18 protein-coding genes are annotated in these 23507 nt (G+C 63.6%); 17 read left to right on the forward strand and 1 reads right to left on the reverse strand.

The window, feature by feature from the left end; all coding sequences use genetic code 11:
- Positions 1–36 precede the first annotated feature (36 nt).
- From ispC to tilS, 12 genes are all read left to right on the forward strand, one after another.
- Positions 37–1251, forward strand: coding sequence for a 1-deoxy-D-xylulose-5-phosphate reductoisomerase (gene ispC / locus DOM41_RS07675; protein ID WP_110686238.1), 1215 nt, complete (start codon positions 37–39; stop codon positions 1249–1251).
- Positions 1252–1300: 49 nt separating this feature from the next.
- Complete coding sequence (gene rseP, locus DOM41_RS07680) at positions 1301–2680, forward strand: sigma E protease regulator RseP (protein WP_110686239.1); 1380 nt, start codon at positions 1301–1303, stop codon at positions 2678–2680.
- Between the two features lie 201 nt (positions 2681–2881).
- Entirely contained in the window at positions 2882–5221 is a 2340-nt protein-coding gene (bamA, locus tag DOM41_RS07685; RefSeq protein ID WP_110686240.1) for an outer membrane protein assembly factor BamA, read from the forward strand.
- 191 nt (positions 5222–5412) lie between these two features.
- Positions 5413–5916, forward strand: coding sequence for an OmpH/Skp family outer membrane protein (locus DOM41_RS07690; RefSeq protein ID WP_110686241.1), 504 nt, complete (start codon positions 5413–5415; stop codon positions 5914–5916).
- Positions 5917–5939: 23 nt separating this feature from the next.
- Entirely contained in the window at positions 5940–6980 is a 1041-nt protein-coding gene (gene lpxD / locus DOM41_RS07695) for a UDP-3-O-(3-hydroxymyristoyl)glucosamine N-acyltransferase (protein WP_110686242.1), read from the forward strand.
- Positions 6981–7128: 148 nt separating this feature from the next.
- Complete coding sequence (fabZ, locus tag DOM41_RS07700) at positions 7129–7572, forward strand: 3-hydroxyacyl-ACP dehydratase FabZ (RefSeq protein WP_110686243.1); 444 nt, start codon at positions 7129–7131, stop codon at positions 7570–7572.
- Positions 7569–8336: an acyl-ACP--UDP-N-acetylglucosamine O-acyltransferase gene (gene lpxA, locus DOM41_RS07705; RefSeq protein WP_110686244.1), complete on the forward strand. Its 768-nt coding sequence runs from the start codon at positions 7569–7571 to the stop codon at positions 8334–8336. The genes fabZ and lpxA overlap by 4 nt, the downstream gene beginning before the upstream one ends.
- Positions 8337–8345: 9 nt before the next feature.
- Positions 8346–9509 carry a lipid-A-disaccharide synthase gene (gene lpxB, locus DOM41_RS07710; protein ID WP_110686245.1) on the forward strand — a complete coding sequence of 388 codons (1164 nt, stop codon included), beginning with the start codon at positions 8346–8348 and terminating at the stop codon, positions 9507–9509.
- Between the two features lie 57 nt (positions 9510–9566).
- On the forward strand, positions 9567–10193 hold the full coding sequence (rnhB, locus tag DOM41_RS07715) for a ribonuclease HII (protein ID WP_110686246.1): 627 nt from the start codon (positions 9567–9569) through the stop codon (positions 10191–10193).
- A gap of 199 nt (positions 10194–10392) precedes the next feature.
- On the forward strand, positions 10393–13896 hold the full coding sequence (gene dnaE, locus DOM41_RS07720; protein WP_110686247.1) for a DNA polymerase III subunit alpha: 3504 nt from the start codon (positions 10393–10395) through the stop codon (positions 13894–13896).
- A gap of 91 nt (positions 13897–13987) precedes the next feature.
- Entirely contained in the window at positions 13988–14941 is a 954-nt protein-coding gene (locus tag DOM41_RS07725) for an acetyl-CoA carboxylase carboxyltransferase subunit alpha (protein ID WP_110686248.1), read from the forward strand.
- 168 nt (positions 14942–15109) lie between these two features.
- The gene (tilS, locus tag DOM41_RS07730) at positions 15110–16381 is read left to right on the forward strand and encodes a tRNA lysidine(34) synthetase TilS (protein ID WP_245391772.1); all 1272 of its coding nucleotides are present in this window, start codon (positions 15110–15112) and stop codon (positions 16379–16381) included.
- Between the two features lie 53 nt (positions 16382–16434).
- Here tilS and ppx read toward each other — a convergent pair whose 3' ends face one another.
- Positions 16435–17943, reverse strand: a complete 1509-nt coding sequence (ppx, locus tag DOM41_RS07735; protein ID WP_110686250.1) for an exopolyphosphatase — start codon at positions 17941–17943, stop codon at positions 16435–16437.
- 174 nt (positions 17944–18117) lie between these two features.
- On the opposite strand from ppx, the gene DOM41_RS07740 reads away from it, so the two are divergent.
- The 5 genes from DOM41_RS07740 to DOM41_RS07760 all read left to right on the forward strand — a co-directional run bounded on the left by DOM41_RS07740 (position 18118) and on the right by DOM41_RS07760 (position 23462).
- Positions 18118–18438: a thioredoxin family protein gene (locus tag DOM41_RS07740; RefSeq protein ID WP_110686251.1), complete on the forward strand. Its 321-nt coding sequence runs from the start codon at positions 18118–18120 to the stop codon at positions 18436–18438.
- Between the two features lie 405 nt (positions 18439–18843).
- A complete protein-coding gene (gene rho, locus DOM41_RS07745; RefSeq protein ID WP_110686651.1) occupies positions 18844–20103 on the forward strand; it encodes a transcription termination factor Rho in 1260 nt (419 codons plus the stop codon).
- 205 nt (positions 20104–20308) lie between these two features.
- Positions 20309–21826, forward strand: a complete 1518-nt coding sequence (ubiD, locus tag DOM41_RS07750) for a 4-hydroxy-3-polyprenylbenzoate decarboxylase (protein WP_110686252.1) — start codon at positions 20309–20311, stop codon at positions 21824–21826.
- Positions 21827–21942: 116 nt separating this feature from the next.
- The gene (locus DOM41_RS07755) at positions 21943–22785 is read left to right on the forward strand and encodes an FAD-binding oxidoreductase (RefSeq protein WP_110686253.1); all 843 of its coding nucleotides are present in this window, start codon (positions 21943–21945) and stop codon (positions 22783–22785) included.
- Complete coding sequence (locus tag DOM41_RS07760) at positions 22782–23462, forward strand: SDR family NAD(P)-dependent oxidoreductase (protein WP_110686254.1); 681 nt, start codon at positions 22782–22784, stop codon at positions 23460–23462. The genes DOM41_RS07755 and DOM41_RS07760 overlap by 4 nt, the downstream gene beginning before the upstream one ends.
- Positions 23463–23507: the final 45 nt, after the last annotated feature.

Here is a 23507-nt window from a genome sequence, read left to right on the forward strand (position 1 = left end):
CCCGCGCGCTGTCGCCGTGCTGACAACAAGGCTCCTATGACCTCCACTGCACCTCACAATGTCGCCATCCTCGGTGCGACCGGATCGATCGGGCGCAGTACGCTCGATGTCATTGCGCGACATCCCGAACGCTATCGCCTGCAGGCGGTGACGGCCTGGCGCTCGAAAGAGGCGCTGTTTGAGGTTTGTCGGCGTTTCTCGCCGGCGGTCGCCGTGCTCGAAACCGAGGCTGACGCCGACTGGCTGCGCGAGTCACTGCGCGATGTCTCGCTGTCGCATATCGAGGTGCGCGCCGGCGAGCAGGCGCTCGTCGAGGTGGCTGGCGCCAGTGAGGTCGACACGGTGATGTCCGCCATCGTGGGCGCGGCGGCGCTGTTGCCGACGCTCGCCGCGGTCAAGGCGGGCAAACGGGTGCTGCTGGCCAACAAGGAGGCGCTGGTCATGTCCGGCGCGCTCTTCATGGACGCCGTCGAGCGGCACGGCGCTTGCCTGTTACCGATCGACTCCGAACACAACGCCATCTATCAGTGTCTGCCGCCGTCCCACCGCGGCGGTCTGGAACCGCTCGGCGTGTCGAGACTCCTGCTGACCGCGTCCGGTGGCCCGTTTCGCGAGCGGACCCTCGCCGACATGCATCACGTCACGCCCGCCGAGGCTTGCGCTCACCCCAACTGGTCGATGGGGCGCAAGATCTCCGTCGACAGCGCCACCCTGATGAACAAGGGGCTCGAGCTGATCGAGGCCTGCTGGCTTTTCGACGCGCGACCCGAGCAGGTCGAGGTGGTCGTTCATCCCCAGAGTATCGTGCACTCGATGGTGGGCTACACCGATGGCTCGGTGATCGCCCAGATGGGCAATACCGACATGCGTACGGCGATCGCCTACGGACTCTCCTGGCCGTCGCGCATCGATGCCGGCGTCGAGGCGCTGGATCTCTTCGCGGTGGGGCGTCTCGACTTCCAGGCCCCGGACGAGCAGCGCTTTCCCTGTCTGCGCCTGGCGCGAGAGGCGATGCAGGCGGGCGGCACCGCGCCGGCCTGCCTCAATGCGGCCAATGAGGTCGCGGTCGCCGCATTTCTCGACAACCGTCTGGGATTTCTGGAGGTTGCCGAGGTGGTGGCCCGGACCCTCGACAGGGTGCCGACTCACGGGGCAGATTCGCTCGAGACGATACTGCACGACGACGGCCGTGCACGCCGAGTGGCCCAGGAATTGTTAACCCAGCGCCACGCCAACGGGGCCTGGGTCTGATTTCGCCGGCGGTCGAGCCCCGTGACGCGCTAACAGGAGGGCGAGCGTGATGGATGCACTTCAGAACGTACTGGCGGTGATCGTCGTGCTCGGCCTGCTGATCACGTTTCACGAGTTCGGCCATTTTTGGGTCGCCCGCCGCTGTGGCGTCAAGGTGCTGCGGTTCTCGGTCGGCTTTGGCAAGCCGCTGTGGTCGCGCGTCGACCGGCACGGCACAGAGTTCGCTATCGCTGCCATTCCCCTAGGCGGCTACGTCAAGATGCTGGATGAGCGGGAAGGGCCGGTCGATCCCGGCGAGCGTGATCGCGCCTTCAATCGCAAGAGCGTCTGGGCGCGCATCGCCATCGTTGCCGCGGGGCCGATCGCCAATTTCCTGCTGGCGCTGGTCGCCTACTGGGCGCTGTTCGTCTACGGCACGACGACGGTCGCGCCCGTGATCGGTGATGTGGACGCCGGCTCCCCCGCGGCCATGGGCGGGCTTGCCAGCGGACAGGAGATCGTCAGCGTCGAGGGGGAGCGGACGCCCTCCTGGAACGACGTCAATCTGCGGCTGATCGGCGCCATTGGCGTTGATGGCGAGCTTCGCGTCACGACTCGGGATGCCGATGCGGGCGAGGCCGGCCCCTCGAGTGCTAACGCTGGGCTGGCGACTCACGCCGTGCCGGTACAGCACTGGCTGGTGCGTCAGGATCCGCCCCGGCCCATGGCGTCGCTGGGCATTACACCATGGCGGCCGCCGGTGCCGGCGGTGCTCGATCGCGTGCTGCCGGAGAGTCCGGCGTCGCAGGCGGGGTTGGCCGCGAACGATCGTATCATCAGCGTGGACGACGCGCCGATTGCCGACTGGTCGGCGTTCGTCGCCGTCGTCCGCGACAATCCCGAACGAACGCTTGCGCTCGTGGTCGAACGCGACGGCCGGCGTCAATCTCTGACGTTGACCCCGGCATCGCGGGAGAGCGGGGAGACCTCGATCGGTTATGTCGGCGCTGCGTCGCAGGCGCCGACCTGGCCGGCGCGCTACCAGCGCGAGATTCGCTATGGGCCGATCGAGGCGATCGGTCAAGCCGTGAGCAAGACCGGCGAGATGACCTGGCTGACAGCAGACTCGATCCGCAAGATGATCGTCGGCTGGATCTCGCCGTCCAATCTGTCGGGACCGATCACGATCGCGCGGATTGCCGGCGATTCGGCGCGCAGTGGCCTGGAAACCTTCATTGGCTTTCTTGCCTACTTGTCGATCAGTCTCGGCGTGCTCAACCTGCTGCCCATTCCCGTTCTCGACGGCGGGCATCTGGTTTACTACGTCGTTGAATTGATACGAGGGCGGCCCGTTTCCGAAACGGTGCAGGCCATGGGGTTGCGTATCGGCGTGGCGCTCGTCGCCACGCTGATGATTGCCGCGCTCTATTTCGATCTGATGCGGCTTTGAAGGTTGGCCAATGGCGGCTCGACGTCCCGGCCGGGCAGGACGTCGACTTTTGATGAGGCGCGATTTTGCGTCCGGCCGAGTCGCCGGGCCGACGATCATTCAGTACCCGGTGGTGACGAGCGAGCCTTGTCAGTCACTAGGGGAAATGTATAAGGTGCCTGTTCCATATGCGGGCGGGCCCCCAGAGAAGCGACTGATTGCATGAAACTCAAGACCATCGGATTGGCAGGACTGCTGCTGACCAGCTCCCCTTTGGCGTTGGCGGCACCTTTCGAGATTTCGGACATTCGCGTGGAGGGACTGCAGCGCGTCTCGGCGGCTTCCGTGTTCAACGCTTTTCCCGTCAGCGCAGACGAGACCGTCAATGACCAAGAGCTGGGTGACGCAGCGCGTACCCTGTTCGATACCGGTCTGTTCGACGACATCCGTCTCTCACGTGATGGCGATGTTCTGATTGTCAACGTGGTCGAGCGCCCCTCGATCGCCGAGATCAACATCGAGGGCAACTCACAGATCTCCGAAGACGACCTGCGTGACGGTCTCCGGGATTCTGGCCTTGCCGAAGGTCAGGTTCTGCAGCGCTCCACGCTGGAAGAGATGCAGCGTGAGCTCGAGCGTCTCTATCAGTCCCAGGGTCGCTACAGCTCGAGTATCGACTCCTCCGTCGAACAGCTCGAGCGCAACCGCGTTCGCGTCAATATCGATATCAACGAAGGTGCCGTCGCCAAGATTCGACAGATCAACGTCGTCGGCAATGACGCTTTCGATGACGACACCCTGCGCGATCTTTTCCAGCTCGAAGACAAACCCAGCTGGTTCTTTGGCTGGTTCTCCGACGACGAGTACTCGCGTGAGGCGCTTTCCGGGGATCTGGAGACGCTGCGGTCCTGGTATCTCGATCGCGGCTACGCCAACTTTTCGATCTCCTCGACTCAGGTCTCCATCAGTCCCGACAAGTCGCGGATCTTCGTGACCATCAACGTCGACGAAGGCAAACGCTACAAGTTCGATCAGATCAACTTCGATGGTGATCTGAAGATGGACGACGAGAAGGCGCGCTCGCTGGTCACTGCCGAGCCGGGTGACTATTTCTCACAGAGTGCACTGACCGCGTCATCAGAGGCGCTGCGTCAGCGGCTCGGTGCCGATGGTTTTGCCTTTGCCGATATCAATGCGGTGCCGACGCTGAACGATGCCGCCGGCACCGCGGACATTACCTTCCGAGTCGATCCCGGTCGCCGCGCCTACGTGCGCCGTATCAGCTTTGAAGGCAATACCACGACCCAGGACGAGGTGCTGCGTCGTGAAATGATCCAGATGGAAGGGGCGCCTGCCTCGACCGATCAAATCAGCCAGTCGCGGCAGCGTCTCGAGCGGCTCGGTTTCTTCCGGCAGGTTGACGTCGATACGCGCCCCGTCGCCGGCGAGCCGGATCAGCTCGATGTCACCTACAACGTGCAGGAGCAGCCTTCCGGCTCGATCTCCGCCAGTGTCGGTTTCTCACAGTCGGCGGGCGTCATCTACGGTGCCGCACTCTCCCAGAACAACTTCCTGGGTACGGGTAACCGGGTCAACATCGGCGCCCAGCGCAGCGATACGTTCACCAACATCAACTTCGGTTTCACCGATCCGTACTGGACGCTCGACGGTATCTCACGCGGGTACAACCTGTTCTATCGCGAGACGGATTACGAAGACTCCGATATCTCGACCTACTCGACCGACTCCTACGGCGGTAACCTCAACTTCGGTTACCCCATCAACGATCTGTCGCGGTTGAACTTCGGCGTCGGCCTCGAGCAGCTGTCGATCGATACCTATGACGACACGCCCTCCGAGATCATCAGGTATACGGATGACGAGGGCGAAGATTTCCTTAACTACAAGCTGACGGCCAGCTGGACGCGCAACAATCTCAACCGCGGCATCATGCCGACCGATGGCAGCTACCAGCGCGTGTCGCTGGAGACCGCCGTGCCCGGTTCCGATGCCGAGTACTACAAGTTGCGCTACCGCGGTCAGCGACTGTTCGAGCTCAACCCGGACTGGTCGGTGAAGTTCAGCAGCAATCTGGGGTATGCCGATACGCTGGGCTCCGACGACCCGTTCCCGTTCTACGAGAACTTCTATTCCGGCGGACTGGGTTCCGTGCGCGGCTATACCAGCAACACGCTGGGACCGCGGACCACCGAACGCGGTGACGGCGACGATGACACCCTCGGCGGGAACGTGCTGGTGGAAGGTTCGGCGGAGTTGATCTATCCCTTCCCCTGGGTCGAGGATCGGCGCTCGCTGCAGACCAGTATCTTCCTGGATGCCGGTAACACCTACCTCACCGACTGCTACGACGTCGTCGAGGGCGACGGGCCGTCGAGCTGTGACAGCGGCGTCAATCTGGACGATGTCCGCTACAGCGTGGGGCTTGGGCTCTCATGGCTTACCCCGGTGGGTCCGTTGACGTTCAGCGTGGCCAAGCCGCTCAACGAGAAGGATGGTGACGATCCGCAGGTGTTCCAGTTCTCGTTGGGACAGACGTTCTGATCTCGAAGACCGTGAAATCGAGTCGACTCGCCGCTGAACAGTTCGCTGTGTCAGGGTGATCGTATTAACGGTCGTGGCGAAGGATGCCAGTATTCGCGACTTTCGCCGCGACTCATTTTAACTCTCCGGTTTGGTCCGGTGCTCTGGTCGAGCACCGCAACCGAGGAGAGTCGCTCTCAAGGAGGCGTTGCATGCGCAAAGTAGTAGGAGCCCTAGGGCTTGGACTGTTGTCGGCCGTATCGCTGCCTGCCATGGCAACCGAAGTCGGCGTGCTGGACTGGCGCGAAGCGTTGATGTCTTCCGATTCGGCGCAGGTGTCGATGAACCAGCTGAAGAATCGAATCAGCGCACAGCAGCAGCAGGCACAGTCGCTGAGCCAGGAGCTGCAGCAGTTGCAACAGCGCCTGCAGCAGGATGGCGACGTGATGTCGGAAGCCGAGCGTAACTCGGTGACCCAGCAGCTGCGCCAGAAGGGTGGGCAGTTCCAGCAGCTTCGCGGTCAGATCTCGCAGGCGCAGCAGCAGGCCGAGCAGCAGTATCTTCAGGGTGCCAAGCCCAAGCTCGACCAAGCGATCGAACGCGTGGTCGAGCAGCACGATCTGGACATGGTCGTTGACCGTGATGCGGTGGTGTACTCCGGCGACAGCCTGGACGTGACCAACGAAGTGACCCAGATATTCAATTCGCTCAACTGATGCTCTGAGACCGGCGCCCATTCATGAAGAGTGCTGCTAACGCCTCCTATACGCTCGGCGAGCTCGCCGAGCATATCGACGCCCGCCTGATCGGCGACCCCAATATTCGTATCGAGGGGCTGTCGACGCTGACCGATGCGGGCCCCCAGGAACTGGCTTTCCTGGCGAATCGAGCCTACATCAAGTACCTGGACGAAACGCGTGCGGGCGCGGTGCTCGTGCATCCCGCGCACGGGGAAGGGTGCCCGGGCGCCAGACTCGAGCTGGACAATCCGTATCTCGGCTACGCGCGTCTGTCGCGGCTTTTTGACCCGCTGTACCAGCGCAGCAGCCAAGGCGTCCATCCCGCGGCAGTGGTTTCTCCAGAGGCGCACATCGGTGCCAACGTCGAGATCGGTGCCAACAGCGTCATCGACGCCGGCGTCGAGATTGCCGACGGGTGCGTCATCGGGTCAGGCTGCAGCATCGGCGCGGACTGCATCATCGGCGCAGGATCGCGGCTTCACGCCAATGTCACCCTGTACCACGGTGTGATCGTTGGCGAACGCGCCATACTGCACGCCGGCTGTGTCATCGGTGGCGACGGCTTCGGCTTCGCCCATGACGGCAAGCAGTGGGAGAAGATCGCTCAGCTAGGCGGTGTCACGCTCGGTGACGATGTTGAGGTCGGCAGCTGCTCGAGTATCGATCGCGGTGCGCTGGGCGATACCCGTATCGGTAATGGCGTCAAGATCGACTCCCAGGTCCAGATCGCCCATAACGTGCAGATCGGCGATCACAGTGCGCTGGCCGGATGCGTCGGCATTGCCGGCTCGACCAAGGTCGGACGGCACTGTCTGCTCGGCGGTGGGGTCGGCCTGTCGGGGCATCTTACGCTCGCCGACGGCGTGCAGGTCACCGGCATGAGCCTGGTCACCAACTCGATTCACGAAGCCGGCGTTTACTCTTCCGGAACGGGATCGATGTCGAACAGTCAGTGGCGCAAGAATGCGGTCCGTTTCAAGCAGCTCGACGATATTGCCAAGCGCTTGAACCGGCTCGAGCGCAACGCCCGTGACGATTGACCCGTGGCCGGTAACGGAACGGCACTGGGTTAAGACTGGCGGCTGATGACCTCGCCTGTATAATGCCGGCCCACACGGGTGAACGCCGCTTTGCCGCCCTGTGCCTGCCCTTGTTGGCGGGCATTTCGTTTTTTTTGAGGTCGTATTGATGATAATGGACATCAACCAGATTCGTGAGTATCTACCGCATCGTTACCCGTTTTTACTGGTAGATCGCGTGACCGAGATCACGCTTGGCGAATCGATCGTGGCGTACAAGAACGTCAGCATCAACGAGCCCTTCTTCAACGGCCACTTTCCCCATCACCCCATCATGCCCGGGGTGTTGATCATCGAAGCGATGGCCCAGGCCTGCGGTATTCTGGGGTTCAAGACGGTCAACAAACTGCCCGCCGACGGCTACGTGTACTACCTCGTGGGCAGCGATAATGTCCGCTTCAAGCGCCCCGTCATGCCGGGCGATCAGCTGCGTCTCGAAGCCGTTGTCATCAAAGGCAAGCGCGGTATCTGGAAGTTCCAATGTCGAGCCACAGTCGGTGACGAGCTCGCCTGTGAAGCTGAAATCATCTGCGCCGAGAGGAAAATCGCTTGATTCATCCCACCGCCATCGTCGATCCCGCCGCGACCCTGGCCGACGATGTCGAAGTCGGCCCGTTCAGCGTCATCGGTCCCGATGTCGAGATCGATGCGGGCTGCGTGATTGGGCCGCACGTGGTGATCAAGGGGCCAACCTGTCTCGGTAAGCGCAACCGCATCTTTCAGTTCGCTTCCGTGGGCGAGGATTGCCAGGACAAGAAGTACGCCGGCGAAACCACTCGGCTCGAGGTGGGTGACGACAACGTCATCCGCGAGAGCGTGACGCTGCATCGTGGCACCTCGCAGGACCGCGGTGTCACCACTATCGGTAGCCGTAACCTGTTCATGGCCTACTCCCACGTGGGGCACGATTGCATCATCGGCGACGACTGCATCCTGGCCAACCAGGCAACGCTGGCCGGTCATGTTCGGCTCGGCAACTTCGCCATCCTCGGTGGTCTCTCGGCGATTCACCAGTTCTGCCACATGGGTGAACACGCCATGGTCGGCGGCTGCTCGGCGATCACCAAGGACATTCCCGCCTTCGTGATGGCCAACGGCAACCCCGCCGCGCCCCACGGGTTGAACTCCATTGGCCTCAAGCGTCGCGGTTTCTCCAGCGAGAGCGTACGAGCGCTGAACGAGTGCTACCGGCTGGTCTACCGCAAGGGGCTGACGCTCGAGCAGGCCATCAGCGAGATCGAGAGCCGGTTTTCGCTCGACGAAACGCAGCGCTTCGTCGAGACCCTTAAGAGCTCCCAGCGCGGCATCCTCCGCTAGGAACTGCCGATGCGCATCTATCTGGTCGCGGGAGAGCTTTCCGGAGACATCCTGGGCGCCGGTCTGATGCGCGCACTCAAAGACCGCCATCCCGATATCGAATTTCGGGGGATTGGCGGGCCGCGTATGCAGGCCGAAGGGCTGACATCCCTGTATCCGCTCGAAACGCTCTCCGTCATGGGGCTGGTGGAGGTGCTCAGGCATCTGCCGGGACTGGTCAAGGTGCGACGCCATCTCAAGCGTGATGCCCTCGCCTGGCAGCCCGACGTCATGGTGGGTATCGACGCGCCGGACTTTAATCTGGGGCTGGAGCTTGCGCTGCGCGATCGGGGAATCCGCACGGCGCACTACGTGAGCCCCTCGGTATGGGCCTGGCGCCAGGGGCGGGTGAAGAAGATCGCTCGGGCTGTCGATGCCATGCTGACCTTCCTGCCCTTCGAGGCCGATTTCTACAGCGAGCATCGGGTGCCGGTGGCCTACGTCGGCCATCCGTTGGCGGATGAACTGCCGTTGACCAATGACCGCCGAGCGGCGCGCGAGTCGCTCGGTCTCGACACCGAGATGCCAACGCTCACGCTACTGCCGGGATCGCGCAGCAGCGAGATCCAGTTTCAGGGAGAGATCTTCCTGCGGGCTGCGCTCGGGCTCAGAGATCGCCTTGGCGCGTTGCAGGTCGTCATCCCCGCGGCCTCTCCCGAGCGACGACGGGAACTCGATGCGCTGCTGGCGCGCGCCCCCGAACTCGCCGACAACGTCACGCTGATCGAAGCGCAATCCCGCGAGGCGATGGTCGCGGCGGATGCGGTGCTGCTCACCTCGGGCACCGCAGCGCTGGAGACACTGCTGTGCCACCGGGCGATGGTCGTCGCTTACCGAATGGCGCCAGCGACCTACTGGCTCGCGCAGCGGCTGGTCAAGACGCGCTGGATTTCGCTGCCCAATCTCATCGCTCAGGAGACGCTGGTACCCGAGCTGATTCAGGACGCGGTCAGCGCCGAGTCGCTGGTCGATACGCTGCTGCCGTGGTTCGAGGACGCCGGCCAACGGCAGGCACTCGAGTTGCGGTTCGCCGAGATGCACGCCGCGCTGCAGCGCGGTGCCAGCGAGCGCGCCGCCGAGGCGATCGACTCGCTCGTTCGCGATGGACGGCTGGCGCCCGACGCCGCCGCCTGAGCGTGCCCCAGTGTCTGACTGCCGCAATCTCTCGACTATCCACTGACGAGGACGACGATGCCGACTCCCTCATCGTCCGGCGATTGGCCGGCGCTGAAGATCGCCTATACCGGTGACCGCCTCGCTGGCGTCGACGAAGTCGGGCGTGGCCCGCTCGCCGGCAGCGTGGTCGCCGCCGCGGTCATTCTCGATCCCGCGCGGCCGATCGAAGGGCTGACGGACTCCAAGGCGCTCAGCGCCAAGCGACGAGAGGCCTTCGACCGCCGCATTCGCGACGAGGCGCTGGCGTTCGCCATCGCCGAGGCCACGCCGGAAGAGATCGACGCGCTCAACATCTATCACGCCACGCATCTGGCGATGCGTCGGGCGATCGATGCCCTGCCGGTTCCGGCGGAGTATCTGCTGGTCGATGGCAACCGCTTACCCGGGCATGCCTGTCCGGGGCAGGCGGTGGTCAAGGGCGATCTGCGCCACGCCGCTATCAGCGCCGCCTCGATCCTGGCCAAGGTGGCGCGGGACGCGCAGATGATGGCGCTGGACGTGTCGCATCCCGAGTACGGGTTCGCCCGGCACAAAGGCTATCCCACCGCCCAGCACCTTGACGCGTTGCGTCGGTGGGGGCCGCTCGAGGCGCATCGTCGCTCTTTCGCCCCGGTGCGAAAGCAGCTCGAAATGTTCGCCTGAGCGCGAGGTGACGCTGGCGCCGAATGAACTAACGCGCCGGCGGCACACGCCTCGATCATATCGAGCCTGGCCCACGTGGCCCGACTCACTGAAGCATTGTGACCCCCTCTGGCTTTGGGCATGCTGAGACAGCGCTGACAGACAGTCTGCCCGCATCGCTGCCGCCGGAATCCATTCGTCGTTTCGAACCGAGCTCGCCATGACAACTCCCTTCGTCCATCTTCGTGTCCACAGCGAATACTCACTCGTCGACGGTCTGGTTCGCCTCAAACCGTTGATCAAGGCCACTGCCGAGGCGGGGATGCCGGCGGTCGCGGTGACCGACGACACCAACCTCTTCGGGCTGGTCAAGGTTTACAAGGCGGCGCAGGGTGGGGGGCTCAAACCGGTCATCGGCGCCGATTTCTGGCTCCATAACGCCCTCGACGAGAGCCACCCGTACCGGATCACGCTGCTGGCGATGAACGATACCGGCTATCGAAATCTCACCGAGCTGATCTCGCGCGCCTGGACCGACGGTCAGCGCCAGAATCTGGCGATTCTCGATCGGGCGTGGGTCTTCGAGCAGAACGAGGGACTGATCTGTCTGTCGGGCGCACGCGAAGGCGAGATCGGTCGGTTCTTGATCGGTGAGCACGTCGATACCGCGCGCACGCTGCTCGCGGAGTGGAACCAGCATTTTCCGGGGCGCTTCTATCTCGAGCTGCAGCGCACCGGGCGCCAGTACGATGAAGAGTGCGTCTACGCTAGCGTCCACCTGGCCTCTGAAACCGGTACGCCGGTGGTGGCGACCAACGACGTGCGCTTTCTGTCACGCGAGGATTACTGGGCGCACGAGACCCGAGTGTCGATCGGCGAGGGCAAGGCGCTCGAGGATCCCCGGCGCGAGCGAAAGTACAGCGAAGAGCAGTATCTGAAAACGCCCGAGGAGATGGCCGAACTCTTCGCTGATGTCCCCGAAGCGCTGGAGAACAGCGTGATGATAGCGGCGCGCTGCAACGCCAGCGTGCGTCTCGGCGAGATCTTCCTGCCGGAATATCCGATTCCGGAGGGAATGACTCAGGACGAGTTCTTCCGCAAGATCTCTCACGACGGCCTGACCGCCCGCCTCGAGCAGCTCTTCGGTGGTGATACGCCGATCTACCCGGGGCGTGATCTTGCTGAGCATGAGCCCGCCTACCGCGAGCGGCTCGATTTCGAGCTGAATATCGTTCTCGAGATGGGGTTTCCCGGTTACTTCCTGATCGTCATGGACTTCATCCAGTGGGCCAAGGACAACGACATTCCGGTAGGGCCGGGGCGCGGCTCCGGCGCCGGCTCGCTGGTCGCCTATGCGCTCAAGATCACCGACCTCGATCCGCTCGAGTACGACCTGCTGTTCGAGCGCTTCCTCAACCCCGAACGTGTCTCGATGCCCGACTTCGACGTCGACTTCTGCATGGAGAAGCGCGACCGGGTGATCGACTACGTCGCCGACCGCTACGGGCGTGATGCGGTCTCCCAGATCGTCACCTTCGGCACCATGGCGGCGAAGGCGGTGGTGCGCGACGTCGCCCGCGCCCAGGGCAAGCCCTATTCGATGGGTGACAAACTCTCCAAGCTGATCCCGTTCGAGGTCGGCATGACGCTCGGCAAGGCGATCGAGCAGGAGCCTCAGCTCAAGGAGTACCTGGAGTACGACGAGGAGGCCGCCGAGATCTGGGAGATGGCGCTCAAGCTCGAGGGGATTACCCGCGGCACTGGCAAGCATGCCGGTGGCGTGGTGATCGCGCCCACCAAGCTGACCGACTTCTCGCCGCTGCTCTGCGAGCCGGACGGTTCCGGGCTGGTGGTGCAGTACGACAAGAATGACGTCGAAGAGGCGGGGCTGGTCAAGTTCGACTTCCTCGGGCTGCGTACGCTTACCATCATCGACTGGGCGCTGGAGATGGTCGATACGGTGCGCGCGCGGGATGGCGAGGGACCGCTGGACATCAGCACCATCCCGCTCGACGACAAGTTGACCTTCGACATGCTCAAGAAGGCTGACACGACAGCGGTCTTCCAGCTCGAATCCCGCGGCATGAAAGAGCTGATCAAGCGGCTGCAGCCGGACTCGCTGGAGGACATGATCGCGCTGGTCGCCCTGTTCCGCCCCGGGCCGCTGCAGTCGGGCATGGTGGATGATTTCATCAACCGTAAGCACGGTCGGGCGGCGATCGCCTACCCCAGCGCAGACTACCAGCACGAAGCGCTAAAACCGGTGCTCGGACCGACCTACGGCATCATCCTCTACCAGGAGCAGGTGATGCAGATCGCTCAGGTCCTGGCGGGCTACACCCTGGGGCAGGCGGACATGCTGCGCCGCGCCATGGGCAAGAAGAAGCCCGAGGAGATGGCCAAGCAGCGCGCCGGTTTCATGGAAGGGTGTGCCAATCACGGGATCGACAAGGATCTGGCGGGCAACCTCTTCGACCTGGTCGAAAAATTCGCCGGCTACGGCTTCAACAAGTCGCACTCGGCCGCCTACGGTCTGGTTTCCTACCAGACCGCCTGGCTCAAGGCCCACTACCCCGCCCCCTTCATGGCGGCGGTGCTGTCTACCGAGATGGACAACCTCGACAAGGTGGTGCCGCTGATCGAGGAGTGCCGCCATCTGGGGCTGACGGTGACGCCGCCGGACGTCAACATCGGGGCCTACAAGTTCACCGTCGACGACAGCGGGCAAGTGGTCTACGGACTCGGGGCGATTCGCGGCGTCGGCGAAGGACCGATCGGCGCGATCGTCGAGGCGCGCCAGAGCGGAGGCGCGTTCAGCGATCTGTTCGACTTCTGTCGACGCATCGACTCCAAGCGGATGAACAAGCGAACCATCGAGGCGTTGATTCGCTCCGGTGCACTCGATCATCTGGGGCCCTCCCGCGCGGTGCTCTCCGCCTCGCTGGAGTCCGCGCTCAAGGCGGCATCCCAGAATCAGGCCAACCAGAACATCGGCATGATGGACATGTTCGGTGAGGCGTTCGTCGAGACCGAGACCGACGTTTTCGCCGACTTCCGCCAGGTACGCGACTGGAGCGACAAGGAGCGTCTGGCCGGCGAGAAGGATACCCTCGGGCTCTATCTGACCGGCCACCCGATCGATGAGTACGAGCACGAACTCAAGCGTTTCGTCGCCACGCGAATCGTCGATCTCAAGCCCTCCCGCGAGCCGCAGCGCGTCGCCGGGCTGGTGATCGCCATGCGCACCATGAAGTCCAAGCGTGGCGATACCATGGCGTTCGTCACGCTCGACGACCGCACCGGACGCATCGAGGCATCACTGTTCGGCGAGCTGTTCGATCAGGTGCGCGGGCAGCTGGCGGCGGATCAGGTGCTGATCATCGAGGGCGAAGTCTCCAGCGACGACTACTCTGGCGGTCTGCGTCTTCGCAGCAAGGAGGTCACGCTGATGGCCGATGCCCGCGCGCGTTTTGGCGAGGCGGTCGAGCTGTCGGTCGATGGCGCCCGGCTCAATGGACGCTTTACCCGTTCGCTTCACGACAGCCTCACGCCCTGGGTGAAGTCGGACGGGTTGCCGGTGCGGGTGCGTTACCGTAACGACAGCGCCAGCGGTTGCTTTGAACTCGCCGCCGACTGGCGGGTCTCTCCGAGCGACGAGTTGTTGACGGCGCTACGCGACGTCGAAGGACATGAGTCGGTGGCACTTCGCTATCGCGGCGGGTGAGCGGTTGCCAAGTATCGTGAGGGTGCGATAATGACGCGTTTCGCCGCAAGCCAGACGCCACCGGTTGCCAGGATCACACAGTAGAAGCTCTATGAATCCCAATTATCTGGACTTTGAACAGCCGATCGCCGAACTTCAGGCCAAGATCGAAGAGTTGCGCCTGGTCGGCAACGACAGTCGCATCAGTTTGAGCGACGAGATCGGAAAGCTCGAGGAGAAGAGCCGTAAACTCACCGAGCAGATCTTCCGCGATCTGAGCGCCTGGCAGGTGACCCAGCTCTCGCGTCACCCGCAGCGTCCCTACACGCTGGATTACCTCGATCGCATCTTTACCGAGTTCGAGGAGTTTCACGGGGATCGTCACTTCGCCGACGACGCCGCGCTCGTGGGGGGGGTTGCTCGCCTCGACGACCGCCCCGTCATGGTCATCGGTCATCAGAAAGGGCGCACGGTCAAGGACAAGGTCCGGCGCAACTTCGGGATGCCGCGTCCCGAGGGCTACCGCAAGGCGTGTCGCCTGATGGAAATGGCCGAGCGCTTCAAGATGCCGGTGCTCACCTTCATTGATACCCCCGGCGCCTATCCGGGAATCGATGCCGAGGAGCGCGGTCAGTCAGAAGCCATCGCCTACAACCTGGCAGTGATGTCGCGCCTGAAAACGCCGATCGTTGCCACCGTGGTGGGTGAGGGCGGTTCCGGAGGGGCGCTGGCCATCGGGGTCTGCGATGAGCTTCAGATGCTGCAGTACTCGACCTATTCGGTGATCTCGCCGGAGGGCTGCGCCTCGATTCTGTGGAAGAGTGCCGCAAAGGCCTCCGAAGCGGCCCAGGCCATGGGAATTACCGCGGCCCGCCTCAAGGAGCTGGGCTTTGTCGATACGCTGATCGACGAACCGCTCGGTGGCGCCCACCGCCAGCCCCAGAAGGCCGCGGATCGCGTGCGTGAGTCGCTGCTCGGCAGCCTCGATCGACTGCAGTCGATGGATACCGACACGCTGCTAGAAAAGCGGTACGCGCGTTTGATGTCCTACGGAGCCCCTCAGTAGCTGAGGATCGGTAACGCCTTCTCATGCGGCGTTGAACGCTCGCTCGGGCAGCGCATGACGCCTGCTGCGCCGCGGGTCCCCGCTGGCGTTCGCCTTATCTGACCCACTCTGGCGCGGCTGAGGATGAGACGCGAGAGTGGAGCGTTGCAGGACCAGGAGGTCGATTCGTTGTCGGACGCTCTCTTAAGCTCGCTGCTCGATGACGCCCTGGCGCAGACCGCGCCGGGGCGTTGTGTTTGGGTGGCACTCTCCGGTGGCGTCGACTCCACGCTCATGCTGCATATTGCCGCGCCACTCGCCGCGGCCCGGGGAATCGCGTTGCGGGCGATCCATATCAATCACGGTTTGCAGGCCGCCGCAGCGACCTTCGAGGCGCACTGTCGTCGCGCCTGTGAGGCGCTCGGCGTGACGCTGACGGTTGTGCCGGTGACGGTCGAGACGGACGGCCGTGGCATCGAGGCGGCGGCGCGGGAGGCCCGCTACCGGGCGTTTGCCGAGGTGCTAGGGGAGGGGGATCGCCTCTGGCTCGCCCAGCATGCGGACGATCAGGCCGAGACGTTCCTGCTGGCGGCGCTTCGCGGCAGTGGCGTCCGTGGCCTTGGCGGCATGCCGGCGAGGCGCCGGGCACGAGGCGTCGTTGTCGAGCGTCCCTGGCTTACGCGTCGGCGCGCGTCACTGCTCGCCGAGGTCCAGCGCCGCGGTATCGCCTGGTGTGATGACCCCAGCAACGCCGATCTCGGCTTTGATCGCAATTATCTTCGCGCCCGGGTGGCGCCGGCGCTGAGCGCGCGCTGGCCTGGGGCGGTCGATGCGCTTTCTCGCGCTGCCGAACAGGCACGAGAAGCTGACGCACTGCTCGAGGAGCTGGCGTCGATCGATCTGGCCACGGCGGGCGGCGATCCTGCCTGCCTGCCACTTGCCGTGCTCAACGCGCTGAGCGAAGCGCGGCGACGCCTGCTGATTCGTCACGCGGCAAGGCGGCTGGCGCTGCCTCTGCCGCCGGCGGCGCGACTCGAAGAGCTGGTCCGCCAGTGCGCCGATGCCGCCCCGGAGCGGACACCCCGAGTGGGCTGGCCCGGTGGCGAAGGGCGGCGTTGGCGTGGCGGACTCTATCTGCAAGCGCCTACCGAACCGATGCCTGCCGGGTGGGCGATGCGCTGGCAGGGCAATACACCGCTGACCACCCCGGCAAAAACCTACCGCTGGCGGCTAGAATCGAGCGTTACCGAGCTGCCGACGACGTTTACCGTCACGCTGCGACAGGGTGGGGAGACGCTGGTCGTCGAGGGACGCGGAAGGCGAGACGTCAAGCGGCTGCTGCAGGAAGCGGGCGTGCCACCGTGGGAGAGGGCCAGCGTGCCGCTGGTCTGGCACGCTGACGAGCTAATAGCGGTTCTCGGGGTCGCGACGGCGAAGGGCTGGCGACAGCTGCCGTTCTAACGCCGGCTGTCGCATCGCGCCGGCGAGATCGGGCTAGATAGACGGCGCTTTTGTCAGGCATCGAATGTCAGCGTCAGTCCCACGGCGCGCTGATAGACCGCTTCCTGCTCGAGGTCGTTGATCATCAGCGGGTGGCGGCGCGCGGGCGGAAGCTCGACGTGCAGCGACTCGCCCTCGGCGCGGAACCTGGCGTCGTCGACTCCGCGCTCCGGCCGCGAGTGATGCAGACAGACGGCCAGTCGCAGTAGGCGAACCAGGCGCCAGTCATCGCAGTACTTGGCGTTGTCTGGCGTCTCGCTCTCCTTTTGCGGAAACTTGCGCCGATGGGCGCGGACCAGGAACGCGAGCGACTGCTGCTCGGGGCGCGAGAATCCGGTGAGATCCGAGTGTTCGATCAAGTACGCGCCGTGGCGATGAAACTGACTGTGGGAGATTGCCAGCCCGATCTCGTGAAGCTGAGCCGCCCAGTAGAGAAACAGCCGCTGCTCGTCGCTCAGACGCCACGCCTTCTGGAGCTGGTCGAACGCGATCAGCGCGCAGCGGGCGACATTGTCGGCCTGCGCGATGTCGACGCTGTAGCGCGTCATCATCGACTCGACGCTATGGCGACGTGAGTCCTCGGGCGTATCGCGGCCGACCAGATCGAAGAGCACGCCTTCGCGCAGGGCGCCGTCGGAGTAGCGCATACGCTCCAGGTCGAAGGCCTCGAAGACCGCACACAAAATCGCCACCCCGGCGGGGAAGACGCGCGCGCGATCTTCCTTGAGTCCGTTCATCGCCACCTTGTCGAGCTGACCGAAGGCGATCAGCCGCTTGCGCAGCTTGCGCAGGGCGTCGCGCTCGATCACCGAAGCGTCGCCGTCACCGTTGGCGGCAATCACCGCAGCGGCGGCCTTGATCGTGCCGCTGGAGCCGATCGGATCCTGCCAGCCGAGGCGACGGTACTGACGCTGGATATTAGCGATCTCCGACAGCGCCGCCATCTCGGCGCGGCGAAACCGCTTCTCGGTAATGTTGCCATCGGCGAAGAACCTGCCGGTGTAGGCGACGCAGCCCATGTGAAGACTCTCCAGCGCCTGAGGCTCGAAGTCCTCGCCGATGATCAGCTCCGTCGAGCCGCCGCCGATATCGACGATCAGCCGGCGTCCGTGCACCTCGGCCAGCGCGTGCGCCGTGCCCAGGTAGATCAGGCGCGCTTCCTCGCGGCCGCCGATGATCTCGATGGCGTGGCCGATCGACGACTGGGCACGGCGGATCAGATCGTCGGCATTGTTGGCCGCACGCAGGGCGTTGGTGCCGACAATGCGCATGTCATCATCGGCGACGTCCTCGAGAAAGGGGGCAAAGCGCTCGAGACAGGCAAGCGCACGCGCCATGGCGTCGGGGGTGAAGTTGTCGTCGTCATCGAGGCCGGCGGCGAGCTGAACCTTCTCGCCCATCTTGGCAACGACCTGTAGCCGTCCATCCTGATAGTTGGCGACCAGCAGATGAAAACTGTTGGAGCCGAGATCGATGGCGGCCAGGCGACGAGTCGCCTCCTTGGCGGTCGACTTCCCGCTCATGGCGTGACGTCCTTGAAGGCGTGTCTGGATACACGGTGAAAGTGAGTGCGCACCGACCACGATGGACGCCGACGGCCGCTCTTTCGGGCAAGGTTGCGGTGCCCCCGTTAGCTTGTCAATTGCGCGGCAGCTGGGCATTCTGCCGTCAGTGTGCAACGAAGGGACTTCCGGTATATGACAAAGCGTATCGCACTCGACGGTGACGCCTTCGAACGTCGGCGCCGCGAGCATCCGACGCCCTGGTTCGGGGTCTTCGTCGCCCCTTGGTGCCAGCCCTGCGAGCGGTTGCTGGCGCGCCTATCGGCTGCCGCGACGCCCGATCTGGATGTTGCGGTGGTCGACGTTGATCGTGAACCGCAGCTCGCCGAGCGCTACGGCGTACGCGGCACGCCGACGCTGTGTCTATTCGTCGATGGAGAGATGAAAGCGATGCGGGTAGGAGGATTGTCAGAGAGTCAGCTCATGGCGTTATATGCCGAGATCGACAAGAGCTGATACTCGCCGTTCTCTCCGGGTTTAACGCTTGCGTTCGCTTCAAGGCTTGTCTAACATCGGGTCGTTCGCCTGTTCCGAATAGCTTCTTGACCGCCTCGCGGTCCCCCAAGTCGTCAGTCTGCTCTAGTTTTATTTTGATCATCAGATCTTGCGTTGTTTCATGGAAAGCTCCGTGAACAGCTATTTCACGAACGTCTTAGTCGTGAAATAACAGGCGAATCGAACCGCTCTCCCACTATGCCATGTCTTTCGGCGCGCAATCTGCGTGATCCGATTGCTTCAAGGAAAGCCAAGTTTCTGGGAAGACTGAACGCACCGCGCGGCGTTTGAATCTATCGCCTCTTGTCCTTCTTTCTCCTCGGCAATCTCCATTGCCTGCGACACGAGCCATTTCTGATCGAACTCATGAATCTAACCGAACTCAAGCAACAATCCGTCCCTGAGCTGCTCGAAACTGCCCGTGAAATGGGCATCGACAATCTGGCCCGCTCTCGCAAGCAGGACATCATCTTCGCCATCCTCAAAAAGCACGCCAAGAGCGGCGAGGACATCTACGGCGACGGGGTGCTGGAAATTCTGCAGGACGGTTTCGGGTTTCTTCGCAGCGCCGACTCTTCCTATCTGGCCGGCCCGGACGATATCTACGTGTCACCGTCGCAGATTCGTCGTTTCAATCTGCGCAAAGGCGATTCGATCTCCGGCAAGATTCGTCCGCCCAAAGAGGGCGAACGTTATTTCGCGCTGCTCAAAGTTAATGAAATCAACTTCGACAAGCCCGAAAACGCCAAGCACAAAATCCTGTTCGAGAACCTGACGCCGCTCTTCCCGCAGGAACGCCTGCACATGGAGATCGGCAACGGTTCGACCGAAGACATCACGTCCCGCGTGATCGATCTGACCGCGCCTATCGGCAAAGGCCAGCGTGGCCTGATCGTCTCTCCGCCCAAGGCGGGTAAGACGCTGATGCTGCAGAACATCGCCACATCGATTACGCGTAACAATCCCGAATGCCACATGATCGTGCTGCTGATTGACGAGCGGCCCGAGGAAGTGACCGAGATGTCGCGGACGGTGCGCGGCGAAGTGGTGGCCTCGACGTTCGATGAGCCGCCGGCGCGTCACGTTCAGGTCGCGGAAATGGTCATCGAAAAGGCCAAGCGCCTGGTCGAGCACAAAAAAGACGTGGTGATCCTGCTCGACTCCATCACGCGTCTGGCGCGTGCCTACAACACCGTGGTGCCGTCGTCAGGCAAGGTGCTGACCGGTGGTGTCGACGCCCACGCCCTCGAGAAGCCGAAACGTTTCTTCGGTGCCGCGCGTAACATCGAAGAGGGCGGTAGCCTCACAATCATCGCCACTGCGCTGGTCGATACCGGTTCCAAGATGGACGAAGTCATCTTCGAGGAGTTCAAGGGGACCGGTAACATGGAAGCCCACCTCGACCGCAAGCTGGCCGAGCGTCGCGTCTACCCGGCACTCAACATCCGCCGCTCCGGCACCCGCCGCGAAGACCTGATCGCCTCCGAGGACGAAATGCAGCGCATGTGGATTCTGCGCAAGCTGCTCAACCCGATGGATGATGTGGCAGCGACCGAGTTTCTGATCGATCGACTCAAGGATACCAAGACCAATCTGGAGTTCTTCGAGGCCATGAAGCGGCGCTGATGTCGACGACGCGGTGGCCATGCCAATGAGCCACCGCCGTCGCGATGGGCTGGCCGGCGTTCGCCGGGTCCTGCCCCGTTCGATTCGATGCGCTGCCAGGATCCCGAAGGCGCATCATCGAATAAGGTAGGGCAAGCGAACAGTGAAAGGGCGGCATGCTATGCTGCCCTTTTTGCGTTCTTGGATACTCGGTGCGGAAAACGCCATGAAATATCACGACTTGCGAGACTTCATCGCGGCGCTGGAGCAGCGCGGTGAGCTGAAGCGCGTCACCGCTGAGGTGGATCCGTACCTCGAGATCACCGAAATCTGCGACCGCACACTACGTGCGGGCGGCCCGGCACTCCTGTTCGAGAACGTCAAAGGCAGCGAGATGCCGGTACTCGGCAATCTTTTCGGTACCCCGGAACGGGTTGCCTTCGGCATGGGCCAAGAGAGCATCGGGGCCCTGCGCGAAGTGGGCAAGCTGCTCGCCTTTCTCAAGGAGCCGGACCCGCCCAAGGGGCTCAAGGACGCCTGGGACAAACTGCCGATCTTCAAGCAGGTCATGAGCATGGGGCCCAAGACGCGACGTTCCGCGCCATGTCAGGACGTGGTCTGGCAGGGCGACGATGTCGATCTTGACCGTCTGCCGATTCAGCACTGCTGGCCAGGCGATGCCGCGCCCCTCGTGACCTGGGCGCTGGTGGTCACCAAAGGGCCGCACAAGTCACGCCAGAATCTGGGAATCTACCGTCAGCAGAAGCTTGGCAAGAACCGACTGATCATGCGCTGGTTGTCGCACCGTGGCGGTGCGCTGGATTTTCGCGAGTGGCAGCAGGCCCATCCCGGCGAACCGTTCCCGGTAGCGGTCGCCCTCGGTGCCGACCCCGCGACCATTCTGGGGGCGGTGACGCCGGTGCCGGATACGCTCTCCGAGTATGCCTTTGCCGGGCTGCTTCGCGGCTCGCGCACCGAGCTGGTCAAGTGTGGTCACGCCGACCTGGAAGTGCCTGCCTCCTGCGAGATCGTGCTCGAGGGTTACATCTACCCCGATGACATGGCACCGGAAGGGCCGTTTGGTGACCACACGGGCTATTACAACGAGGTAGAGTCGTTCCCGGTCTTTACCGTGGAGCGGCTGACGCATCGTCGCGACCCGATCTACCACTCGACCTACACAGGCCGCCCACCGGACGAGCCGGCGGTACTGGGGCTCGCGCTCAACGAGGTGTTCGTCCCCATTCTGCGCAAGCAGTTCCCGGAGATCGTCGACTTTTACCTGCCGCCGGAAGGGTGCTCCTACCGCATGGCGGTGGTGACCATGAAAAAGCAGTACCCCGGGCACGCCAAGCGCGTGATGATGGGAGTCTGGAGCTTCCTGCGTCAGTTCATGTACACCAAGTTCGTGATCGTGCTGGATGACGACGTCGATGCGCGCAACTGGGAAGACGTGATCTGGGCAATCACCACGCGTATGGACCCGGCTCGCGATACGGTGATGGTCGAGAACACCCCCATCGACTATCTCGATTTCGCCTCGCCGACGGCGGGGCTGGGGTCCAAGATGGGGTTGGACGCCACCAACAAGTGGCCCGGTGAGACCACCCGTGAGTGGGGAGAGCCCATCACCATGGACCCGACGGTCAAGCATCGCGTCGACGAGCGCTGGGCCGAGTACGGTATTGATATCTCACCGCCGGCGCCGCGCACCGGCAAGCCGGGCGGTGACGCGTCGGCGTGAGTGACGAATCTCTGGAGCGCGACTGACGAGTCTCCGCGGGTGTGGCTGAAGAGACGAGGTCGGCGCGAACTGTGTCGGCGCGATAAGCGGCGGGTATTCAAAGCAAAGAGGTGAACATGACGGTCAGAACTTTGACCTGCCAGGTGCAATCGGTCGAGGACCTGACGCCGGATGTCTTTCGGGTGATGCTCGAAGGACGCGCGGAAGCCATCGCCCATGCCCCGGGCCAATATCTCGAACTGGCGGTCGATGACGAGACCTGGGTGCCATTCTCCATCGCCTGTGCCGACAACGGGGAAGGCCGGCTGGAGTTGCATATCCAGCACTGGCCGGAGCGAACCCACTCTGCGCGCCTGCGCGAGATGCTCACGCATCCGGCACGACTCTCCGTGCGCCTGCCGAGTGGCGGCTGCTATCTGCCCCCGGCGAGCGAGGCGCCGTTGATGCTGATCGGCGCGGGAACCGGGTTTGCACAGATGAAAGCGATCGTCGAGGCGGCGCTGGCAGAGAATCCCGCGCGGGACATCGCGATCTGGTGGGCCGTGCGAGAGCGCCGCGACCTGTATGCCGAGGATCTTGCACGGGGGTGGGCGCTGGATCATCCGAATGTCGTCTTTCATGCAATCGTCGAGTCTTCGGAGGCCGAACTCGAGCCGAGGGACGGGATCGAATGGCACCGAGGACGAGTCGATGTCGTGCTCGCCAGCGAAGTCGCGTCTATCGACGAGCGCGAGATCTACTTCGCGGGCTCGCCGGGGATGGTCTATGCCTGTGTCGATACTCTGGCGGCCAAGGGGCTGAACGAGGCCCAGTGTCACTCCGACGTCTTCGACTACGCGCCGCGGGTGCCGTTTCTCCCGCTGCCCGACGGCGAGCCGGCGCGAGAAGCGCTGTCGCCGGGCGAGGCGCTGGCGCTGGAGGGTAACGACCCCGAGGCAGGCGCCAAGGACGAGTCATGAGCCAGTCGCCGATTCTCATCACGGGCGGGGCCCAGCGGCTCGGACTGCACTGCGCTCAGCGGCTCCTCGATGATGGTCATCCGGTGATCGTCACCTACCGTACCGAGCGCGACTGCCTCGAGTCGCTGCGCCAGCGGGGCGCGATGACGCTGACCGCGGATTTCTCGTCGCGGTCGGGAATCGAGGATTTCATGGTGCGGCTCAAGCAGGCCACGCCCAGCCTCAGAGCGATTGTCCATAATGCGAGTGAGTTCCTGGCCGATCCCGAGCCGGACGCGGCCTGCGAGACCCTGGAGCAGCTATTCAGAGTCCATATGCAGGCGCCCTACGCGATCAACCTCCAGGCCCGCGAACTGTTGGAGGCTTGCCCGGAGCCGCAGCGGGACATCGTTCACATTACCGATAGCCGAGTGCCGCGTGGCGCGGCAGGGCAGGCTGCGTATCTGGCGACCAAATCGGGGCTTGAGAGCCTGACGCGCTCGCTGGCGATGAGCTTTGCGCCGAGCATTCAGGTCAACGCGATTGCGCCCGGCGTCATCATGCAGCGCGACGATGGCACCGTGCAGGGACGGGTGCCCGGTCCCGGCGTGCTCTATCAGACGCTTCGCTACCTGCTCGACAACGACTACGTCACCGGCGCGGTACTGCCGCTGGACCGTGACCAGCCATTGAGCTGACGCGTCCCGCGATTCGCCTTCGACCAGCCGCTTTCGGTGGGCGGC

This window comes from Salinicola aestuarinus (assembly GCF_003206645.1).
GTDB classification, from domain to species: domain Bacteria; phylum Pseudomonadota; class Gammaproteobacteria; order Pseudomonadales; family Halomonadaceae; genus Salinicola; species Salinicola aestuarinus.

Excerpts from the sequence above, each read along its gene's own strand:
- rseP (WP_110686239.1), top strand. The coding sequence starts at position 1,301 with ATGGATGCACTTCAGAACGTACTGGCGGTGATCGTCGTGCTCGGCCTG.
- bamA (WP_110686240.1), top strand. The coding sequence starts at position 2,882 with ATGAAACTCAAGACCATCGGATTGGCAGGACTGCTGCTGACCAGCTCC.
- rnhB (WP_110686246.1), top strand. The coding sequence starts at position 9,567 with ATGCCGACTCCCTCATCGTCCGGCGATTGGCCGGCGCTGAAGATCGCC.
- ispC (WP_110686238.1), top strand. The coding sequence starts at position 37 with ATGACCTCCACTGCACCTCACAATGTCGCCATCCTCGGTGCGACCGGA.
- DOM41_RS07690 (WP_110686241.1), top strand. The coding sequence starts at position 5,413 with ATGCGCAAAGTAGTAGGAGCCCTAGGGCTTGGACTGTTGTCGGCCGTA.
- DOM41_RS07760 (WP_110686254.1), top strand. The coding sequence starts at position 22,782 with ATGAGCCAGTCGCCGATTCTCATCACGGGCGGGGCCCAGCGGCTCGGA.
- lpxD (WP_110686242.1), top strand. The coding sequence starts at position 5,940 with ATGAAGAGTGCTGCTAACGCCTCCTATACGCTCGGCGAGCTCGCCGAG.
- DOM41_RS07740 (WP_110686251.1), top strand. The coding sequence starts at position 18,118 with ATGACAAAGCGTATCGCACTCGACGGTGACGCCTTCGAACGTCGGCGC.
- rho (WP_110686651.1), top strand. The coding sequence starts at position 18,844 with ATGAATCTAACCGAACTCAAGCAACAATCCGTCCCTGAGCTGCTCGAA.
- dnaE (WP_110686247.1), top strand. The coding sequence starts at position 10,393 with ATGACAACTCCCTTCGTCCATCTTCGTGTCCACAGCGAATACTCACTC.
- lpxB (WP_110686245.1), top strand. The coding sequence starts at position 8,346 with ATGCGCATCTATCTGGTCGCGGGAGAGCTTTCCGGAGACATCCTGGGC.
- ppx (WP_110686250.1), bottom strand. The coding sequence starts at position 17,943 with ATGAGCGGGAAGTCGACCGCCAAGGAGGCGACTCGTCGCCTGGCCGCC.
- DOM41_RS07725 (WP_110686248.1), top strand. The coding sequence starts at position 13,988 with ATGAATCCCAATTATCTGGACTTTGAACAGCCGATCGCCGAACTTCAG.
- fabZ (WP_110686243.1), top strand. The coding sequence starts at position 7,129 with ATGATAATGGACATCAACCAGATTCGTGAGTATCTACCGCATCGTTAC.
- ubiD (WP_110686252.1), top strand. The coding sequence starts at position 20,309 with ATGAAATATCACGACTTGCGAGACTTCATCGCGGCGCTGGAGCAGCGC.
- DOM41_RS07755 (WP_110686253.1), top strand. The coding sequence starts at position 21,943 with ATGACGGTCAGAACTTTGACCTGCCAGGTGCAATCGGTCGAGGACCTG.